Consider the following 15,220-nt stretch of genomic DNA (forward strand, 5'->3'; position numbering starts at 1 on the left):
CACCACATCAACCCATACGGGGAGTTCAAACTGGACCTGACTCGCAGGCTCAAGCTGGAGGTCGAGGTGGACGCATGACACAGACGCGGCGCACCGGGGCGAAGAAGAAAGCGCGTGAACTGGCGAAACTGCTGCGGGCTGAGCGGCCAGACTACGCCTACCTCAAGGAGGTGTTCCGTCACCTGCGGACCGAACTGGAAGTGGAGGTGCCGGGACCATCGCGCCGCCTGCCGTGGGTGCCGACCGAGCAGCAGGTGCGGGCGTTCTACGAGGCGGTGTGGCGCACGCGCCGCACCGCTGACCTCGTGCTGATCAAGACCTTCCTGTACACCGGTGTACGCGTGTCCGAACTGGTGATGATGCGCCTCGCGGACGTGGACCTGGACGCCTGCCAGATCCGGGTAAACCTGGGGAAGGGGAGCAAGGACCGGGTGGTGCCGTTCCCAGCACCCTTCAAGGAGACGCTGGCGCTTCATATCGGCCAGAGACGACAACAGGGAGGAATCTACCTGTTCGAGTCCTCGTGGAAGCGCCGGTACAGCGACCGGGGCGTGCGGCGAATGTTTGAGCGCTACACGGCTCTGGCGAACATTGATCGCAGCCTGTCGCCGCACAAGCTGCGGCACTTCCTGCTGACCTGGCTCAAGAAACAGGGCCTCGACGACGCGCTGATTCAGCCGTACAGCGGCCATGCTTCCCGGCAGTCGTTAGAAATCTACTCGCGGCTGGCGCTGGGCGAGGCCCAGCGCGAGTACGACCGGGTGATCGGGCGCTTCCCGGTGTAGCTCGGGAAAGCCTTCACTTTGCGCTTGGTAGCAGCTTCCTTAAACCACCCCCTAGTTTGGGTCGCAGATGGCGATGACTTTCTGAATGTCGCCCTGGGCCGCGACCTGCTCCATGAACCGGTTGACATCGTCCCCGTCGCGCAGGTCGTACTTGTCGAAGGTGACATCGATGCCGTTGTCAATCAGGTGATCCACCAGGGTTCTGACGCGCTGTTGGTGTTCGGGCGTGCCCCAGGCGTAACTGACCATGGCTTTCACAGCTTCAACAGGCGGTGTGGTCATACCAGGCATTCTAGAGGCGCTGTGTTACGCGTTTTCCGGCAATTGAACCCAAGGACGGCTGGGCTTACATGGCGTCTTCCATCAGCGGAGAGTAGACTGGAGGTGGCCCCTGGACGCCTAAGCCCCCCGCACTTGCACGGTGAAGTCCAGGTTCACTCGTCATGCCGATGCTTGCCTTCAGGGGTGCGGCGGTGGCGGGAATGCGGGGACCCGCCGCGACCGCGCTCCGGAAGGACTGCGTGATGATCCACCCGGCCAAGACCGTGGCCCACACCCTGCGCGCCTACCTCGCGGCCCAGGGCCTCAACCCCCTCGGCCAGCAGCGCGCCCTCAGCGTCATCGCCGCCCTACACGGCACCGACTGGAACACCCTCAGCGCCCAGCCCCACCGGCCCCGTCTGACGCCCCCAGCCGACGCCGAAGCGCTGCGGCGCGCCCTGCAGCGGTACGGTGTGGACGTGACGCTCCGCTGGGCCCAGGCGGCGCTCCCCGTGTTGGAGGCGCCGGTGGCCGAGACGGAGGCCACGACCCCAGTGAAGCGGCCCAACGCTGCTGGGTCAGCCGCACCCTTCGCGCCGGCTGGCCCCCCGCTGGACCGGGACACGGTGTACCGGGCGGTGCCCAGAGACCACGCCCACCCGGTCTCCATCGACCGACGGGCCCGGCTGACCAGGCCCTGGCCCCTGCTGCCCCTGCCGGAACAGGTCAGCCCCGCGCTCCGGCAGCAACTCTGGCGGGCTCAGCTCCTGGAATGGACGCCCGAGACGGGGCTGCTGATCGACGGCGCCGCGCCCGTCATGCCACTCCCCACTTTGGGCCCCGATGCCGATGAGCACACCATCAACGCGTGGCTGAACACCCTGAACACAGCCGCACCCGACCGCACGGCCGAATACGAGAGAAACCGGCCGGATTGGCGAGTCACCCGACTCGCGGTCCACCGTCTGGTTGATGTGCCTGCATGTTTCACCTATCAGGCCCAGTCCGCCTATGCCCGCAGCCTCATGGCCGACGCCCGGCGCAACCTCACCTTCAGCTACAGGGCCGCCACCGATTACGCAGCCCAGGCCAAACGGTACGACGCCTTTATCGCTGAATGCGCCCTGGAAGGTGCTGGGCCTGCCGCACTCAGCCGCCGCGAGGTGCGCTGTCTGTTCGAGCAGGAACGTCAGGTGCTCCGGACCTTCGCCGACCAGCGCCCGCGTATCCGCGACCACATCGCGTACTGGAAGGGGGCGGCCACCCAGCAGCTCGTCTTGACCTATGAGCCCTACCTCTCGCCCAAGGACCCGACCCTCCACACCGAAGCTGACGCCTTCCTTCAGGCTGGCTGGACCGTCACGGTGCGCCGCAGCGCCTATGCGCCGGGCGCCACCATGATCATGCTCGGCGCACCGCTGGCTTAGGGTGAACCGTCGGGCCCATCACCCTCACGTCACCTCGCCTGCTTCGAATCTCGTCTGGCCTGGCGTGAGCGGCGCTGAAGCGCCAGGCCCGCCAGCAGGCTGCTGAGTCCCAGGAGGCCGGTGCCCATCCAAAGACGCTTCAGGCCCATTTGGGTGGCCGGTGGCTCCAGCCAGCTGGCCAGGGCCAGGTTCATGAATGGGGTCAACATGAACAGGCCAAAGAGAAGGGACGCGAGCAGCAGCAGGATGAGCAAGGTCGCCCCGATGGCAATAAGTCCATTCCCCACCGTCTCCATCACACGTTCAGTGTAACGGCCGCTGCGGGAATGAGCCGGGCACCACCCACCCCTGCCGAGCAATCTGGAACGATTTGGCCCCTCAATGCCCTCTGGCATCACAGTTCGCCGCACCAGCGCCCTCTTCCTCTGGAGGCTGCTATGGCCACCCAATTTATCCTCATCCAGGTGCTGTGTTCCCTGGCCCTCCTGGCGTCCGGCCTGTATTGCGGCCTGACATTCCAGTGGCCCGTCATCAGCACCGAAACGTTTGCCCGCATCTTCCGGGGACTGGCGATCGTGGGCCTGGTCGCGGTACCCATTATGGTCTTCGTGTTCGTAATGAGAGCAAAACACACCTCCACACAGCCCTCCTCACCTTCGCCCCTGCTGCTCACGGCTGTCCAGTCTGGCTTGAGCTGGGGGCTGGGCTTCGGTCTGGGTCGGCTTGTTCTTCTGCTGACGGCGTGAACGCCTGGTGACCCAGGCCCGGAAAGGAGAGGCTCCGGCCATCGTCCTTGACGCACCGACCAGCGCCCCCGCACCCTACAGGCATGACGGCCACTGACACCCCGCTGAATGTCGCCGTGTCGGTGCACAATCAGCAGACCTTCGACACCTGCATCACCAGCACCCTGCGCTTGCTTGCCACCATCGAATTTGCCCCTGTCCTGGGTGAGGCGCCCCTGACCCGCGAACTGCTGGACAGCTACGCCTTTCAGATCGAGCGCCACGCCCAGGACCTGGCGGCCCTCGCCGGCTTTCCAGACACCGACGTCGTGGCCTACGGCCGCGAGTGGTACCGCCAGGTCACCCAGGCCCGGAAAGCGCCGCTGCAGGCGGCTTACCACGCCCTGCACTCTGCCGCCTACCTCGGCCTGGAGCAGGGCGCCACCACCGCCGGGATGCTCGCGGGCGTGGCCGCCGCTGTGCGCGACCTGGCTGGCCAGCAGGGCCGCGTGACGCACTGACTCCAACAGACGCCTGAGTCAGAGTGGCCTCGCTTACCCCGAACCCGGTCCGCCACACACCGCTGAGCGGGAACGGCGCACACCCCACGATCAGCCCTGCCCCAACGAGGAGACCCCCGATGTCCATACCCACAGCCCACGAACCCCTGACTGGCCCTGAAAGTCAGGCTGCCATCATCACGGTGAACTTCTACGCGCTTCTCCTGTTGTCGTTTACCATCCCCAGGGCCATGGAAACCGGCAGCTTTGACCTGTCGCCAGGCGCCAACGGGCTGCTGCGCATCCTCCTCACCGTCCTGCCCTGGGCGCTGACACTCACTGCTTTGCTCGCCATAGTGATCATCCCACGCGTCCTGACGTTCTCTCGGCTCCCCCAGTGGCGTGTCATCTGGTGGCCGACCCTTTTCCTGGCGATCCTGATCTTTAACGTTGCCCTTGTCCGGGGCCTCAAATCAGTGGCTTCTCTCAACCTGGGCGGGTAAGCCTCCGGCAATCTCGCCCGTCTTCATGTGGTACCAGTGCTGGACGAAGCAGGCTTGCACCCGGAGCTGGCAGGGCAGGGCGGGCCACCCTTCGCCTGATGGTGGGGGTACGCTCATGGGGTGACCGGCAATCCCGCCCCCGTTGCCCTTGAACTCGTTCGGCTTCAAAACAGGGCGGAAACCGTGCGCGGCTGGCTCACCGCTGAGGAGAACGCCCAGCACCTGGGCGTCGTCCTCGTGGCACCCGGCCGTTGGCGAGGCATCAATCCGGCCGTGCAGTTCACCGTCACGCAGGCGGCGCAGGCCACGGCGCCGGATCCACTGTGTCATTTCCTGGTGGCCACCGGCCATCCCGCTCGGCTGGCCCTGGATTGGCCCGCCGATGTCGCGGCGGAGGCGGCCTACGTGGTCACCTGCCGCTGGCTGAATCCTGACCGCCCTGTGGGCCTCTCGCCCACGTACCGGACGGCCGTGCAGCAGATCCACGCCCAGCGCCGGTCAACATGATGGGTGAATACCCCATCTGATGTCTGTCCTCCCCACTGGGCCGCAGCGCTCTCCACCTGCAACCCTGAGCTCCACAGGGCCCCTCCATCCCGGGGCTGCACGCCCAGCGCATTGCCCGCCGCCGTGGTCGATCCAGGCCTGACTCTCTGGGCCACACCGACTTGAGGAGCGGCCCAGGCCCCCATCGGCCTGATGTGAACCTCGCTTCCCCCAGTGCAGACATGACGGCACCCACCGATACCCCCAGTCCCCCCCTATGCACGCCGCACCACCGCTCCCTCACTGTGCGGCCATGACCCTGACCCCCGCCCCGCTCAATCTGCCGCTGCCGCCCCAGGCCCGAGCTGTCACCCTGTCGCATCTGATGACCTCAGCTGCCCTGATCCCCACCGCCTTGCACCTGCACGGCCTGGCGGCACACTGCCCACAGCTGTTCATTGTCGTGACCAGCGATCTGCCGGAAGCGACAGGCTTGACCGCGACCGGGGCCCTGGTTGTGCTGAAAGACATCTCCGACCGCTCGCCCCTGTCCGTGGTGCACTTTCCCCCCCGGCCCATCGCCTCCACCCGGCAGTTGACCCCCCTCATCCACAATGACCGGGTCTATGCCTTGCAGCGGGACGTGCATTTCAACGCCCTGCTTCACACCCTGGAGCAGCATGTGGGCGCCCTGACCACGCCGCGCCGGCCCCACGACACCACCCTGGCCCAGTACGACCTTCAGCGTGCGGCCAACTTGGTCACAGCCGTGCGGGTCATTCAGCCTATCGTCGAGTGGGACGCCATTTAAGGGCAGGCCCCCTCCCCTGGACCCCATGACCACTCTGTCCGCCGCCACCGATATCTACGCGCTGTGTGAACTGAGCGAGCGCCGGGAAGTGCAGGACCTGCTGGCCGACCTGCACCGCCGACGGGGCGTTCCCAATGGGACCCAGGTCCGGCCGCACTGGTCCGGCAGCGAGCGGCTGTTCCGTGCCCAGATGGAAAACGCCCTGCGGCGAGAAGGCCCACTGGCCCAGGTGCGCATCTGGAACGATGACCCTCAGGCCCCCGAATGTGCGCCGGGCGTGCCCATGATTCCCACCTGCCGGCGCGGCTTTCGCGGTCACGTCGTCGTCTACGCCTACCTGATCTCAGCCAGAGACGCCTTGGCCGCTGCGGACCGGGGGGCGTTCATCTTTCTGGAGCCGTGAGGGGGTGCCCCCACCGGGGGGGAGGGTGCCGGGCGCACCAGCGCCCCATGATGCTCCAGGCATGACGCGGCAGAGACACCCACCCCGCAGCCCCACCGACGGCTTTACGCTGATTGAGATGCTCCTGATCATGGCCATCATGGGGGTCCTCGCCGCCATCATGATTCCGTCCTTTCTGGAGACCCGGCGGCGCCCCTACGACACCGCGTCCCAGGCCTGCCACCACACCATTCTGGTGCAGCTGACGGAGTACCGGGTGGGCAGCCAACCCGTGCCCCCAGGTCCGGTCACCCAGTTCCGCGACGTCGCGCGGCAGTGCACCACCAATGGGGTGCAGATCAGCAGCGTGGCACCGACCCAGCCAACGGCGGCAGGAAACGCCGAAGTGACGGCAACAGCAGATGGCGACCTCGAATTCTGGGTGTGGCATCCACAGGGCCGCCACATCTATTACACCAACACCCAGACTGGCGATCAGCTGACCGCCACCCCCTTCTAAGGAGAATCATGCAAAGTGGCCCTCAGAACCACGCGCGCCAGCAAGGATTTACGCTGATAGAACTCTTGGTGGTCATCGCCATTATCGGCGTCCTGGCCGCCCTGCTGCTGCCCACGTTCGCCGAGTCGCAGAAGCGCCCCTACGACGTCGCGGCCCTGCAGTGCGGCCGGGCCGTGGTGACGGCCGCCACCGCGTACAAGCTCAGCACCGGCTCGTACACGGCCAGTCCGGCCGCACTCGGCGCCGACGTACAGGAAGCTTGCCAGGCGGCTGGCGTGCAACTCAACGCACACGCGGCCACCAACACGGCCGCCACCTCCGCATACCAGCTCAACAGCGGTGCCAACACCCTGGCGTTTTCCGTGTTCCACCCGCAAGGCAGCGGCTTCTACCGCTACTGGAACGAATCGCCCGACCCTGTGAACAACGGCAACAGGCTGAACCGCCTGTTCCGCTGGTGATCCCCTATGCAGACCCTTTCTCCTGCCCCAGCCGCTCACCCGCACGCGGCTCTGAACCGCACGCAAGGCTTCACCCTGATTGAGCTCTTGGTCGTGATCGCCATTATCGGCGTGCTGGCCGCCCTGCTGCTGCCCACGTTCACCGAGTCGCAGAAGCGCCCCTATGACGTCGCGGCCCTGCAGTGTGGCCGCGCTGTGGTCACGGCGTCCACGGCGTACCGGGCCAGCGCCGGCACGTACACCAGCGACTTGAGCGCGCTGGGGACAGACGTGCAGGAAGCCTGCCAGGCGGCTGGGGTGCGCCTGAACCACCACGGCGCGACCTACGCCCAGGGCATCGTGGCCTACCAGATTCAGAGCAATGCCACGACCCTCGCCTTTGAGGTCTGGCACCCGTCGGGCACCGGCTTTTACCGGTACTTGTCGAGCGCTCCCGACCCCGTTGGCTCCGGCAACAAACTCAATCGCTTGTTCACCTGGTGAGCCTCGCGCTCAACACATCTGGAGCACCCATGAAACAGAAGACGCAAGGCTTCACCCTGATCGAGCTCCTGGTCGTCATCGCCATCATCGGCGTGCTGGCGGCCCTTCTATTGCCGACGTTCGCTCAAGCCCAGAAAAAGCCGAATGACGCTGCGGCCGTGCAGTGTGGACGGGCCATCGTCACCTTTCAGAACAGTACGCGCCTGGAGCGCGGCAGTTTCACGCCAGCCCTGGCCAATATGGGCACGGATGTACAGGAGGCCTGCATCTCCACGGGCGTCCTGGTTACACCGGACACAGCCCGTGCCGATAACCCCGGCGCGAGCGTATCAAACAGCATCGGCGCCAGCGCTGAGAACTACGGCTTTCAGGTGTTTCATCCGAACGGCACCGGGTTTTACCTGTTCAACCGCAATGACGGCCAGACGGCGGCCGGGACCCGCTTGAATCGTCTCTTCCCCTGGTGAGCTGCGCGCTCAGGAGCCCCTATGAAGTACGGTACCCAAGGTTTTACGTTGATCGAATTGCTGGTCGTCATCGCCATCATCGGCGTGCTGGCGGCCATCCTTCTGCCAACGTTCAGCGAGGCGCAGAAGAAACCGTATGACGTGGCAGCACTCCAGTGTGGCCGCGCCATTTTCACGGGCGCGATCGCCTACAAAGCGTCAAACGGCGGCGCGCTCCCCACGCCACCGTACAACCCCAACGTATTCGGTGCGGACGTCCAGGAAGCGTGTGCAGGGCAGCGAATCATGCCGTACGCTGTGCCCACGTCCAAGACGGGCAGTGAGTATGCCATCAACGATACAGACGCCCGCGGTCTTCCCGTCTTCTTCGTGGCCAACAACAGCGGCAGTGGCGCGTACGTGAGCAACGGCAACGATCCGACCTGCAACGGCCGGCCCTGCAAACTCTTCTTTTACAAGTGGAGCGTGTGGGGTCTCTGATGACGCCGACACAGCGCACCCAGGGCTTCACCCTGATTGAGCTCTTGGTCGTCATTGCCATCATCGGCGTCCTGGCCGCCCTACGGCTGCCCACCTTCACCGACTGGCCGCCCTACGGCTGCCCACCTTCACCGAATCGCAACAGCGCCCCCATTGGAGCGCGTGGGGCCTGTGAGCACCGCCTTCGCCGGACAGGGCCGACCAGCCCAGCGTCACCTCCGCCCATCACCCCACCTGGAGAACCCTATGCATGGACGCCACACCCAGGGCTTCACCCTGATCGAACTGCTGGTGGTCATCGCCATTATTGGCGTGCTGGCTGCGCTCCTGCTCCCGACCTTCAGCCAGTCGCAGCGCCGACCCCACGACGTCGCGGCCCTGCAATGTGGCCGGGCCATCATCACCGCACAGACCGCCTACAAGATTGCCAACCAGACCTACGCCACCTCGCCGGGCGCGCTGGGCGCCGATGTCACTGAAGCCTGCCAGGGCATCGAGGTCCAGCCCTACACGGCCGGCTTCGTGGCGGGCCCTGCGGTGGCCGGTGCCGGCACCATCGGCGCCAATGCCAGCCAGTACAACTTCTGGGTGTACAGCCGGCAGGGCACCCAGTCCTACTACACCAGCACCGGCGACAACCTGAAACTGTCGGTGTCGCACCGGTTCTAGCGCGGCGCGGACAGGGCACCAGCCGTCGGCTGGTGCCCTGTCCCTGTGGTTACCGCTGAGGTGCGCGGGTTCGCTCCGGGCCCAGCAGGGCATTGAGCTCCTCAAGAAGCTGCTGGGCCCGGAGGGCGTCGTCGCCCTTCAACCGCGTCACCCGCCCCAGCTGCTTGCGGAGCGTGGCGGCCTGCAGGTCCAGAGGGCGGCGTGCCGGCGCCGCCGAGGCGCGCACCAGCTCCTGCACCTGCCGGGCACTGAGGCCTTCAGCGACGGCGCGCGCCAGCAGCGCCGCGCGCGCGGGCCCTTCCGGCAGCCGGACCAGTTCCCCCACCGCCTTGGCGTCCAGCTGCTTGCGCTGCACCGCCTGACGCTCGGCGGCCGTCATCTTCAGGATGCGGGCCCGCTGAAGGCTCCAGACGCTCACGCCGGTGCCGTACAGGCGGCGCAGCAGCGTCTCGGCCCCCAGGTCATCGGCCCGGCGCCCTTTGCGCACATCCTGCAGGTAGGCCACCACACCGTCCTCATCCCGCTGCAGGTGCCGGGCGAGCAACTTGAAGCCGACCAGGGTTTCGGTGACGAGGTCAAGATCCTCACGCTGGGCGTTCTCCAGCACCGCAATCTCTTCGGCCCGCTGAGCGTCAACGTCCAGGTAGATGACCGGAATGGTCTTGAGGCCCGCCAGGCCCGCAGCGGTCAGGCGGCGTTCCCCAGCCACCAGCAGAATCCGGGCCCTGTCACGCCGCACCAGGACCGGCTGCAGGACCCCAAACTCGCGGATGTTGTCGGCCAGCGCCTGCAGGGCCTGGGGCGTAAACGCCTCGTCGCCCAGCAGGCGCCGGGGGTTAAAGCCCGGCACCACTTCAATGGCGCTCAGGGCCAGCTCCGCGTCGGCCGGCGCGTCCTTCAGACCGGCGAGAAGGGCTTGGGCCCCAACCGCCGCGCGGGAAACGCCGCCTTTCATGGGGTCACCGGCTCGGCGGTGGTCGCCACCCCCAGTTCCCGCAGCAGGTCACGGGCCACGCGGCGAACGTCGTCGGTGATGTCGGCGGTCGGCTTGTGCTTGACCAGGGGCTTGCGGGCGCGCTGCGCGTCCATCATGAGCACACTGTCCCGGATCGGGCTGGAAACAGGGGCCACGGCAGCGTACTCCTGCATCATGGCCAGCATGTCCTTGTACACATTGGTGGTCGACCGCACGCGGTTGGGAATGAACATGCGGATGCCCAGCCCGGGCGCGTAGGGCCGCGCACCTTTAACCAGCTTGACGATCTTGTCCAGGTTCTCGAACCCTTTGTCACCACTGATGGGCACGATCAGGTGGTCGGCGGCCGACACGGCGGCGTTGAGCAGCGGGGTGATCCCGGGCTTGGTGTCGATCAGGATGAAGTCGTACAGGGGCGCAATGTCGTCGACCGCTTCGCGCAGGTTGCCCATCTTGGTGAGGTCCGCGCCGATCTTCTGATCGGCCTCGTACAGGGCGTCATTGGACACCCAGACGTCCACCCCAAAGATCTGAAGGGGCGGGCCCAATCGCGGCTGGTCGTCGTTCTCGAACGCACTCAGAATGGTGTGCTCGCGCTGGTACCCCGGCAGTTCCGCGCGCTCCAGACCGTCCACCGGGTCGTGGAATCCGAGGTTCTTGGTCAGGGAGCCCTGAGGGTCGGAGTCGATCAGCGCCACCTTAAAGCCCTGATCGGCGAGGGTCAGGGCCAGTTCGCGCGTGATGGACGTCTTGCCTTCTCCGCCCGAAATGTTGCTGACGACGATGCGGTGTGCCATGTACTGCTCCTTTGTGATTGGGTGGGCGTCCAGGCGCAGGAGCGCCTGATAGTCGGCGAGCGGCACCAGCGCAGCAACGGGGTCGGTGTAACGCTCAATCAGGACGCGCTCTCCACGCTCCACCCGTTGCAGGACGTCTGCGAGCGCGGCCCGAAGGTCACGCGTTTTCACGGCGTGAGGCGTCTTCGGCGTTGGCATAGCGGTATCTTAAAAAAAGATGTACATCTTTTGCAAGACAAGAGGTACATCTTTTCGGCGCAGCCGCACGCGGTGCCCTACCGTCCGAGTGACCCAGTTCGGCCGTCTCTCTGCTGGCCGGGCGCCGACTTTGGGACCAGTCACTGCTTGGGCACCCATTCTTGGATTACCGTGTAGGAAGGAGGCAGCGCGTGACGACCCGGGCGATTCCAGCGCACTTCACAGCTGAGCAGGAGCATTTCATGACCGTCGTCCGCGACACGGGGCGGCATGTCTTCTTGCGCGCCACCGCCGGCGCCGGGAAAACCACCACCCTGGTCGAAGCCGCCTGGCACCTGGGGCGCGGCGTGTACTTCGCCTACAACAAGCACGCGGTCAGCGACCTGCAGGCCCGGCTTCCACCCCGGATGCGGGCCATGACCCTGCACGCCCACGGGTACCGCCTCCTGCACGACGTCGCCTCGGGCCCAGTCCAGCTGCACGACGACAAAGCCCGGCAGGTCGCGGCCCTGACCGTCACGGGGACGCGCAAGGTGTTGAGCGCGGCCGCGCGCGCCTGGAGCATCGCCCGTGAGGAACACTGGCTGACCCTGGACGACACCCAGGCCCAACAGCTTGCCGACCGCGCCGAGTGGGAAGGCAGACCCGAGGTGCTGGTCACCCTCATTCCGGCGATGCACGAGGTCGGCGGGCGCCTGTGGGAGGCGCAGCGCCTGGCCGACTTCACCGACATGCTGTGGCTGCCCGCCACGAGAGGGTACGGCGCCGCCTCGGTGCCGCTGGCCCTGGTGGACGAGGCCCAGGACCTGACCCCGCTGCGCCAGCAGTATGTGCTGCACCTTCTGGGGCTCACGGGGCATCACGACCGCCCCGGGCGCCTGATCTTCGTCGGGGACAGCGACCAGGCGATCTACGTCTGGAGCGGCGCAGACCGGGAGGCGCTGAGCCGCCTGAAACACGCTGTGGACGCAGTCGAACTGCCCCTGAGCGTGTCCTTCCGCTGCCCGCAGGAGGTGGTGCGCTACGCGCGGGCCCACAGCGACTTTATTCGGCCCGCACCGGGCGCCAACCCCGGCCGCGTCGAGCACATCAGCGCGGAGGGCGCCACCTACACGCGGGGCGACGTGGTGCTGTGCCGCACCAACGCGCCCCTGATTCGTCTGGCCCTGGAGTTGATGGCCAAGGACGTCAGCGTGGCGGTCACTGGCCGCGACCTGGCCCAGCGGCTCAGGGAGGGGCTGGAAGGAACCTTACCCGCCCAGGGCCCGTTTGCCAACGACGCCGTGACGGACCTGGTGCGGGCGTACCTCGCCCCCTTGGCGGACCCCCTGGCCACCCGCGCGGCCGACGGCGACCAGGGGGCCAGGCGCGCCCTGACCGAACTGCTCGATGTCGCCCGCTGCTTGCGCTATATCGCCTGGGTCGTGTCGAGGGGCACCGGGGAAGGGACGCGGGAAGACGCCCTGACACTCCTCGCCCAGCTGTGCCGGGACGACGGGGACGCCGATGTGCTGCTGACCTCCGTGCACCGCGCCAAGGGCAAAGAATGGCCCCGGGTGACCATCCTGTATCCGGAACTCATGCCCATGAGCCAGGGCGACCCCGTCGAAGAGCGCGCCGTGCAGTTCGTGGCGGTGACGCGGGCACAGCAGGTGCTGCGCTTTGCCTATGGAGCTGAACGCTGGGCGGTGCAGGACTTCGTCTCGCCGGGCATCTTGCCCGCGACGGAAGGTGCCCGGCCGGTGCCGAGCCCGGCGCCTGCATTGGGTGTTCCCAGCGCAGGCGCGGCTCTGTCAGCGGCGCCCCGCGTGGACCCGGCGGCCGCCGCCAGCATGGCCGAGGTCCCCACGCTGCCCCAGCGGCGTGGCCCCCGGGTGGCCCAGCTCACGGATCCCCGGGGCACCTTGCCCCTCCTGGGGGGCGAGACCCCCATTCCACTGGACCTGCTCAAAGAGCGCCTGCAGGCCCTGGCCGAGGAACACCGGCGCCTGCTGCGCAGTTGGGCGGAAGAGGGGTTGACGCTGTTGGGCGGCGTCGAGGCACCGTTCGTGGCCATCCACCTCCCGCACCTGGAACTGTTTGAGCGGGCGGCGCGGCAGGCCAGGGTCGCCGTCCCCCCGCCGCCCGGCACAGGCATCGCCGTATGTGTCTACGAGGGGCCCCTGCTGCGTGTGCGGCTGGCCCGGAAGCTGCGCGTCACCCGGCGGGCCATCCGTTTGAGTCTGGGCGAACAGGAACTCAAATTCGACCGCGCCAGTGGCGAGCTGCTCAACGGCGCCGCGCCCATGACGCCGTTCATCCTGCCGGCCGAGCTCAGCCGTCTCCAGGCGAGTTAAAGCAGCACGGTTTCACGCGTCACGGCGCGCTAGGATGCCCGCATGACCGGGCAGCGCCTGCACCTCCGCACGAAGGAAATGCACCTCGCTTACGCCCCCGGGTGACGAGTCAGGTTGAGCGCCTCGGATGGTCTCTCTTCGGCTTAGCTGACCTACCATCCGGCCAGATCATCCTTGAGGTCATCGGCGGCCAGCTGCGCGTAGCCTTTTCGCGTCGTATCGACACTTTCATGCCCCAGGTGCGCCGCCACCCGGCCAAAGTCCTTGATCTGCCGGAGCAGGCGAGTGCCGGCATACTTCCGCCCCGGGTGAAAGCCTCTGAACGGAACGCCCGCTGCCTGAAACGCCTTCTCCACGTGGTAGCGGGCGGTCATCATGTGGCCGTACCGAAAAACGTGCTCGCGAGGTGTGGTGCGCTTGCCGTCACTGTGATCCGGTCCACCGGGGCCGTACATCCCCCGGTAGTGCCGGGCCGCGCGCGCAAGACTGGTGCTCATGGCCACCAGCCTCGCCTTGCGCCCTTTGCCACTGCGCACATGCAGGCGCCGACCCGCTTCATCCACGTCGTCCCACTGCAGCGCCAGCGCCTCACTGATGCGCAACCCGGCATGTGCGGTGACGAAGAGCAGGAACTTCACGTGCACGTCGGCGTGATCCAGCACGTCGGCCAGCTCGTCTTCGGAGTAGGGGGGGCGCTTGACTATGCCCGGCGTGCGGTCCTTGGGCACCTTGGCGTCCCTGAAGGGGTCGGCGTCGGTGGCCCCGGCCCAGCGCAGGGCGCGGTACAGGCACCCGGCCGCCGCGACCTTGAGCTGCACCCCTGCTGGTTTCCGGCCACTGGCAAGCATGTAGTTGATGTAGCCCTGGGCGTCATGCCGGCCCGGCCGCAGGAGGTTCACCGCCTGATCGGTGGCGTACTCGAGAAACTGCCGGGCGCCAAGTTCGTAGGCTTCAATGGTCCGGGAGCTGGTCAGCACACCACTGCCACCTTGGTGGGCCAGGTAGGCGGTGGTGAGGGACACCAGGGCGCCGACATCCTTTTCGCCAGCGGCCTTCACGGCGCGGCGGCGCAGTTCATCGTCATGCAGATTCGTCCATTCCCGAGTTTGCGCGAGGAGGTCACCTTGGTATTGAGCGAGAGTCACGAAACCTCACCCGCGTCGCCTTGATCGGTCCACAAGTCGGTGCTCTCAAGAAGTGCTGCACGGAAAGCGCGGTCATTCATCTTCAGTAATTCGGCGAACGTCCAACGCTGGAGGCGAATCAGTTCATTTGCCAACGCGTAACAATGTAGACCGCTGTCACGAGAATCAGTGAAATCAACAATTTCGTCATACAAGTCCAAGTTGTCCCGGTCCTCTTCTTCAATCAGGAAGCGATGGACTGTTTCCTTTGCTTGAGGAGGGCAGCTCTTATTATGGGTGAGATACGTGAAGCCACAGCAGTCTGCGACCAACTGTTCAGCCAATATTTCCTCAAGCAGCCAATTCGCCATAGGGAACCCATCCTTGGACGGGCCATTCATGTACTTAAGATGGTGACCGAATTCGTGGATCAAAGTGGCAGACAGCCGTTGTGGATCGGAAACAGCGCACAGCAGCAGGATCATCGGGCGTCCGCCAGAGGTGTATCGGCCATGAACGCCTTGGACTTCTGGAAGCGTTGTGAACAGGTCAGCGTTGACCTGGCGAATCAGAATATCCAAGTCGTAACATTCGTCGTAAAAAGGCAATGGGGGCATCCACCGCCGATGTAATACTTCGGCGTCATGTTTCAGGATGGGCATGTGGGCATGGATGTCCGCTGTAAGCCGTGGGTCGTCACTTAGTGGCACGAGGTCAAAGTCCCTGACGTCTTCAAACCAGTGTGCGACCTCAGCCGCAACGGGGTGGTCAGTGGAGTCAAAATGCCATCGGAGTTCAGGGAACACACGGGTCACAATTCAAGATATCT

The 15,220-nt window shown here is 66.1% G+C and carries 21 protein-coding genes and 1 pseudogene; 16 read left to right on the forward strand and 6 right to left on the reverse strand.

Annotated elements, in window-relative coordinates; translation table 11 throughout:
* Nucleotides 1-74: 74 nt before the first annotated feature.
* On the forward strand, nucleotides 75-785 hold the full coding sequence (locus K7W41_RS13950) for a tyrosine-type recombinase/integrase (protein WP_104992252.1): 711 nt from the start codon (nucleotides 75-77) through the stop codon (nucleotides 783-785).
* A gap of 51 nt (nucleotides 786-836) precedes the next feature.
* Here the strand turns inward: K7W41_RS13950 and K7W41_RS13955 are convergent, their stop codons facing one another.
* Nucleotides 837-1,067, reverse strand: coding sequence for a toll/interleukin-1 receptor domain-containing protein (locus K7W41_RS13955; RefSeq protein WP_224609699.1), 231 nt, complete (start codon nucleotides 1,065-1,067; stop codon nucleotides 837-839).
* A gap of 242 nt (nucleotides 1,068-1,309) precedes the next feature.
* On the opposite strand from K7W41_RS13955, the gene K7W41_RS13960 reads away from it, so the two are divergent.
* Complete coding sequence (locus K7W41_RS13960; RefSeq protein WP_224609701.1) at nucleotides 1,310-2,473, forward strand: hypothetical protein; 1,164 nt, start codon at nucleotides 1,310-1,312, stop codon at nucleotides 2,471-2,473.
* A 29-nt stretch (nucleotides 2,474-2,502) separates the two neighbouring features.
* Here K7W41_RS13960 and K7W41_RS13965 read toward each other — a convergent pair whose 3' ends face one another.
* Complete coding sequence (locus tag K7W41_RS13965; RefSeq protein ID WP_224609703.1) at nucleotides 2,503-2,772, reverse strand: hypothetical protein; 270 nt, start codon at nucleotides 2,770-2,772, stop codon at nucleotides 2,503-2,505.
* 138 nt (nucleotides 2,773-2,910) lie between these two features.
* On the opposite strand from K7W41_RS13965, the gene K7W41_RS13970 reads away from it, so the two are divergent.
* From K7W41_RS13970 to K7W41_RS23535, 13 genes and pseudogenes are all read left to right on the forward strand, one after another.
* Entirely contained in the window at nucleotides 2,911-3,219 is a 309-nt protein-coding gene (locus K7W41_RS13970) for a hypothetical protein (protein ID WP_224609705.1), read from the forward strand.
* Between the two features lie 83 nt (nucleotides 3,220-3,302).
* Nucleotides 3,303-3,719, forward strand: a complete 417-nt coding sequence (locus K7W41_RS13975; RefSeq protein WP_224609707.1) for a hypothetical protein — start codon at nucleotides 3,303-3,305, stop codon at nucleotides 3,717-3,719.
* Nucleotides 3,720-3,838: 119 nt separating this feature from the next.
* A complete protein-coding gene (locus tag K7W41_RS13980; protein ID WP_224609709.1) occupies nucleotides 3,839-4,201 on the forward strand; it encodes a hypothetical protein in 363 nt (120 codons plus the stop codon).
* A 120-nt stretch (nucleotides 4,202-4,321) separates the two neighbouring features.
* The gene (locus tag K7W41_RS13985) at nucleotides 4,322-4,708 is read left to right on the forward strand and encodes a hypothetical protein (protein WP_224609711.1); all 387 of its coding nucleotides are present in this window, start codon (nucleotides 4,322-4,324) and stop codon (nucleotides 4,706-4,708) included.
* A gap of 292 nt (nucleotides 4,709-5,000) precedes the next feature.
* The gene (locus tag K7W41_RS13990; RefSeq protein WP_224609713.1) at nucleotides 5,001-5,498 is read left to right on the forward strand and encodes a hypothetical protein; all 498 of its coding nucleotides are present in this window, start codon (nucleotides 5,001-5,003) and stop codon (nucleotides 5,496-5,498) included.
* A 25-nt stretch (nucleotides 5,499-5,523) separates the two neighbouring features.
* On the forward strand, nucleotides 5,524-5,901 hold the full coding sequence (locus K7W41_RS13995; protein ID WP_224609715.1) for a hypothetical protein: 378 nt from the start codon (nucleotides 5,524-5,526) through the stop codon (nucleotides 5,899-5,901).
* 61 nt (nucleotides 5,902-5,962) lie between these two features.
* The gene (locus K7W41_RS14000; RefSeq protein WP_224609717.1) at nucleotides 5,963-6,400 is read left to right on the forward strand and encodes a type IV pilin protein; all 438 of its coding nucleotides are present in this window, start codon (nucleotides 5,963-5,965) and stop codon (nucleotides 6,398-6,400) included.
* A gap of 8 nt (nucleotides 6,401-6,408) precedes the next feature.
* Nucleotides 6,409-6,861 (forward strand): type IV pilin protein, encoded by a 453-nt coding sequence (locus K7W41_RS14005; RefSeq protein ID WP_224609719.1) that lies wholly within the window; start codon nucleotides 6,409-6,411, stop codon nucleotides 6,859-6,861.
* Between the two features lie 6 nt (nucleotides 6,862-6,867).
* Nucleotides 6,868-7,344 (forward strand): type IV pilin protein, encoded by a 477-nt coding sequence (locus K7W41_RS14010; protein WP_318010911.1) that lies wholly within the window; start codon nucleotides 6,868-6,870, stop codon nucleotides 7,342-7,344.
* Nucleotides 7,345-7,373: 29 nt separating this feature from the next.
* On the forward strand, nucleotides 7,374-7,811 hold the full coding sequence (locus tag K7W41_RS14015) for a type IV pilin protein (RefSeq protein ID WP_224609721.1): 438 nt from the start codon (nucleotides 7,374-7,376) through the stop codon (nucleotides 7,809-7,811).
* A 21-nt stretch (nucleotides 7,812-7,832) separates the two neighbouring features.
* The gene (locus tag K7W41_RS14020) at nucleotides 7,833-8,291 is read left to right on the forward strand and encodes a type II secretion system protein (protein ID WP_224609723.1); all 459 of its coding nucleotides are present in this window, start codon (nucleotides 7,833-7,835) and stop codon (nucleotides 8,289-8,291) included.
* Nucleotides 8,291-8,389: pseudogene (locus K7W41_RS14025) on the forward strand (type IV pilin protein); the annotation flags it as partial. The gene K7W41_RS14020 and the pseudogene K7W41_RS14025, both read left to right, overlap by 1 nt.
* A 148-nt stretch (nucleotides 8,390-8,537) precedes the next feature.
* Nucleotides 8,538-8,960 (forward strand): type IV pilin protein, encoded by a 423-nt coding sequence (locus tag K7W41_RS23535; RefSeq protein ID WP_263489851.1) that lies wholly within the window; start codon nucleotides 8,538-8,540, stop codon nucleotides 8,958-8,960.
* Nucleotides 8,961-9,009: 49 nt separating this feature from the next.
* Here the strand turns inward: K7W41_RS23535 and K7W41_RS14035 are convergent, their stop codons facing one another.
* Complete coding sequence (locus K7W41_RS14035; RefSeq protein WP_224609725.1) at nucleotides 9,010-9,915, reverse strand: ParB/RepB/Spo0J family partition protein; 906 nt, start codon at nucleotides 9,913-9,915, stop codon at nucleotides 9,010-9,012.
* Nucleotides 9,912-10,931, reverse strand: a complete 1,020-nt coding sequence (locus tag K7W41_RS14040) for a type II toxin-antitoxin system prevent-host-death family antitoxin (protein ID WP_224609727.1) — start codon at nucleotides 10,929-10,931, stop codon at nucleotides 9,912-9,914. Before K7W41_RS14040 ends, K7W41_RS14035 begins: the two co-directional genes overlap by 4 nt.
* A gap of 242 nt (nucleotides 10,932-11,173) precedes the next feature.
* On the opposite strand from K7W41_RS14040, the gene K7W41_RS14045 reads away from it, so the two are divergent.
* Nucleotides 11,174-13,267 carry a UvrD-helicase domain-containing protein gene (locus K7W41_RS14045; protein WP_224609729.1) on the forward strand — a complete coding sequence of 698 codons (2,094 nt, stop codon included), beginning with the start codon at nucleotides 11,174-11,176 and terminating at the stop codon, nucleotides 13,265-13,267.
* A 152-nt stretch (nucleotides 13,268-13,419) separates the two neighbouring features.
* Here the strand turns inward: K7W41_RS14045 and K7W41_RS14050 are convergent, their stop codons facing one another.
* The gene (locus K7W41_RS14050; protein WP_224609731.1) at nucleotides 13,420-14,412 is read right to left on the reverse strand and encodes a tyrosine-type recombinase/integrase; all 993 of its coding nucleotides are present in this window, start codon (nucleotides 14,410-14,412) and stop codon (nucleotides 13,420-13,422) included.
* The gene (locus K7W41_RS14055) at nucleotides 14,409-15,206 is read right to left on the reverse strand and encodes a hypothetical protein (RefSeq protein ID WP_224609733.1); all 798 of its coding nucleotides are present in this window, start codon (nucleotides 15,204-15,206) and stop codon (nucleotides 14,409-14,411) included. Before K7W41_RS14055 ends, K7W41_RS14050 begins: the two co-directional genes overlap by 4 nt.
* Nucleotides 15,207-15,220 lie beyond the last annotated feature (14 nt).

The organism is Deinococcus multiflagellatus (assembly GCF_020166415.1).
Lineage (GTDB): Bacteria > Deinococcota > Deinococci > Deinococcales > Deinococcaceae > Deinococcus > Deinococcus multiflagellatus.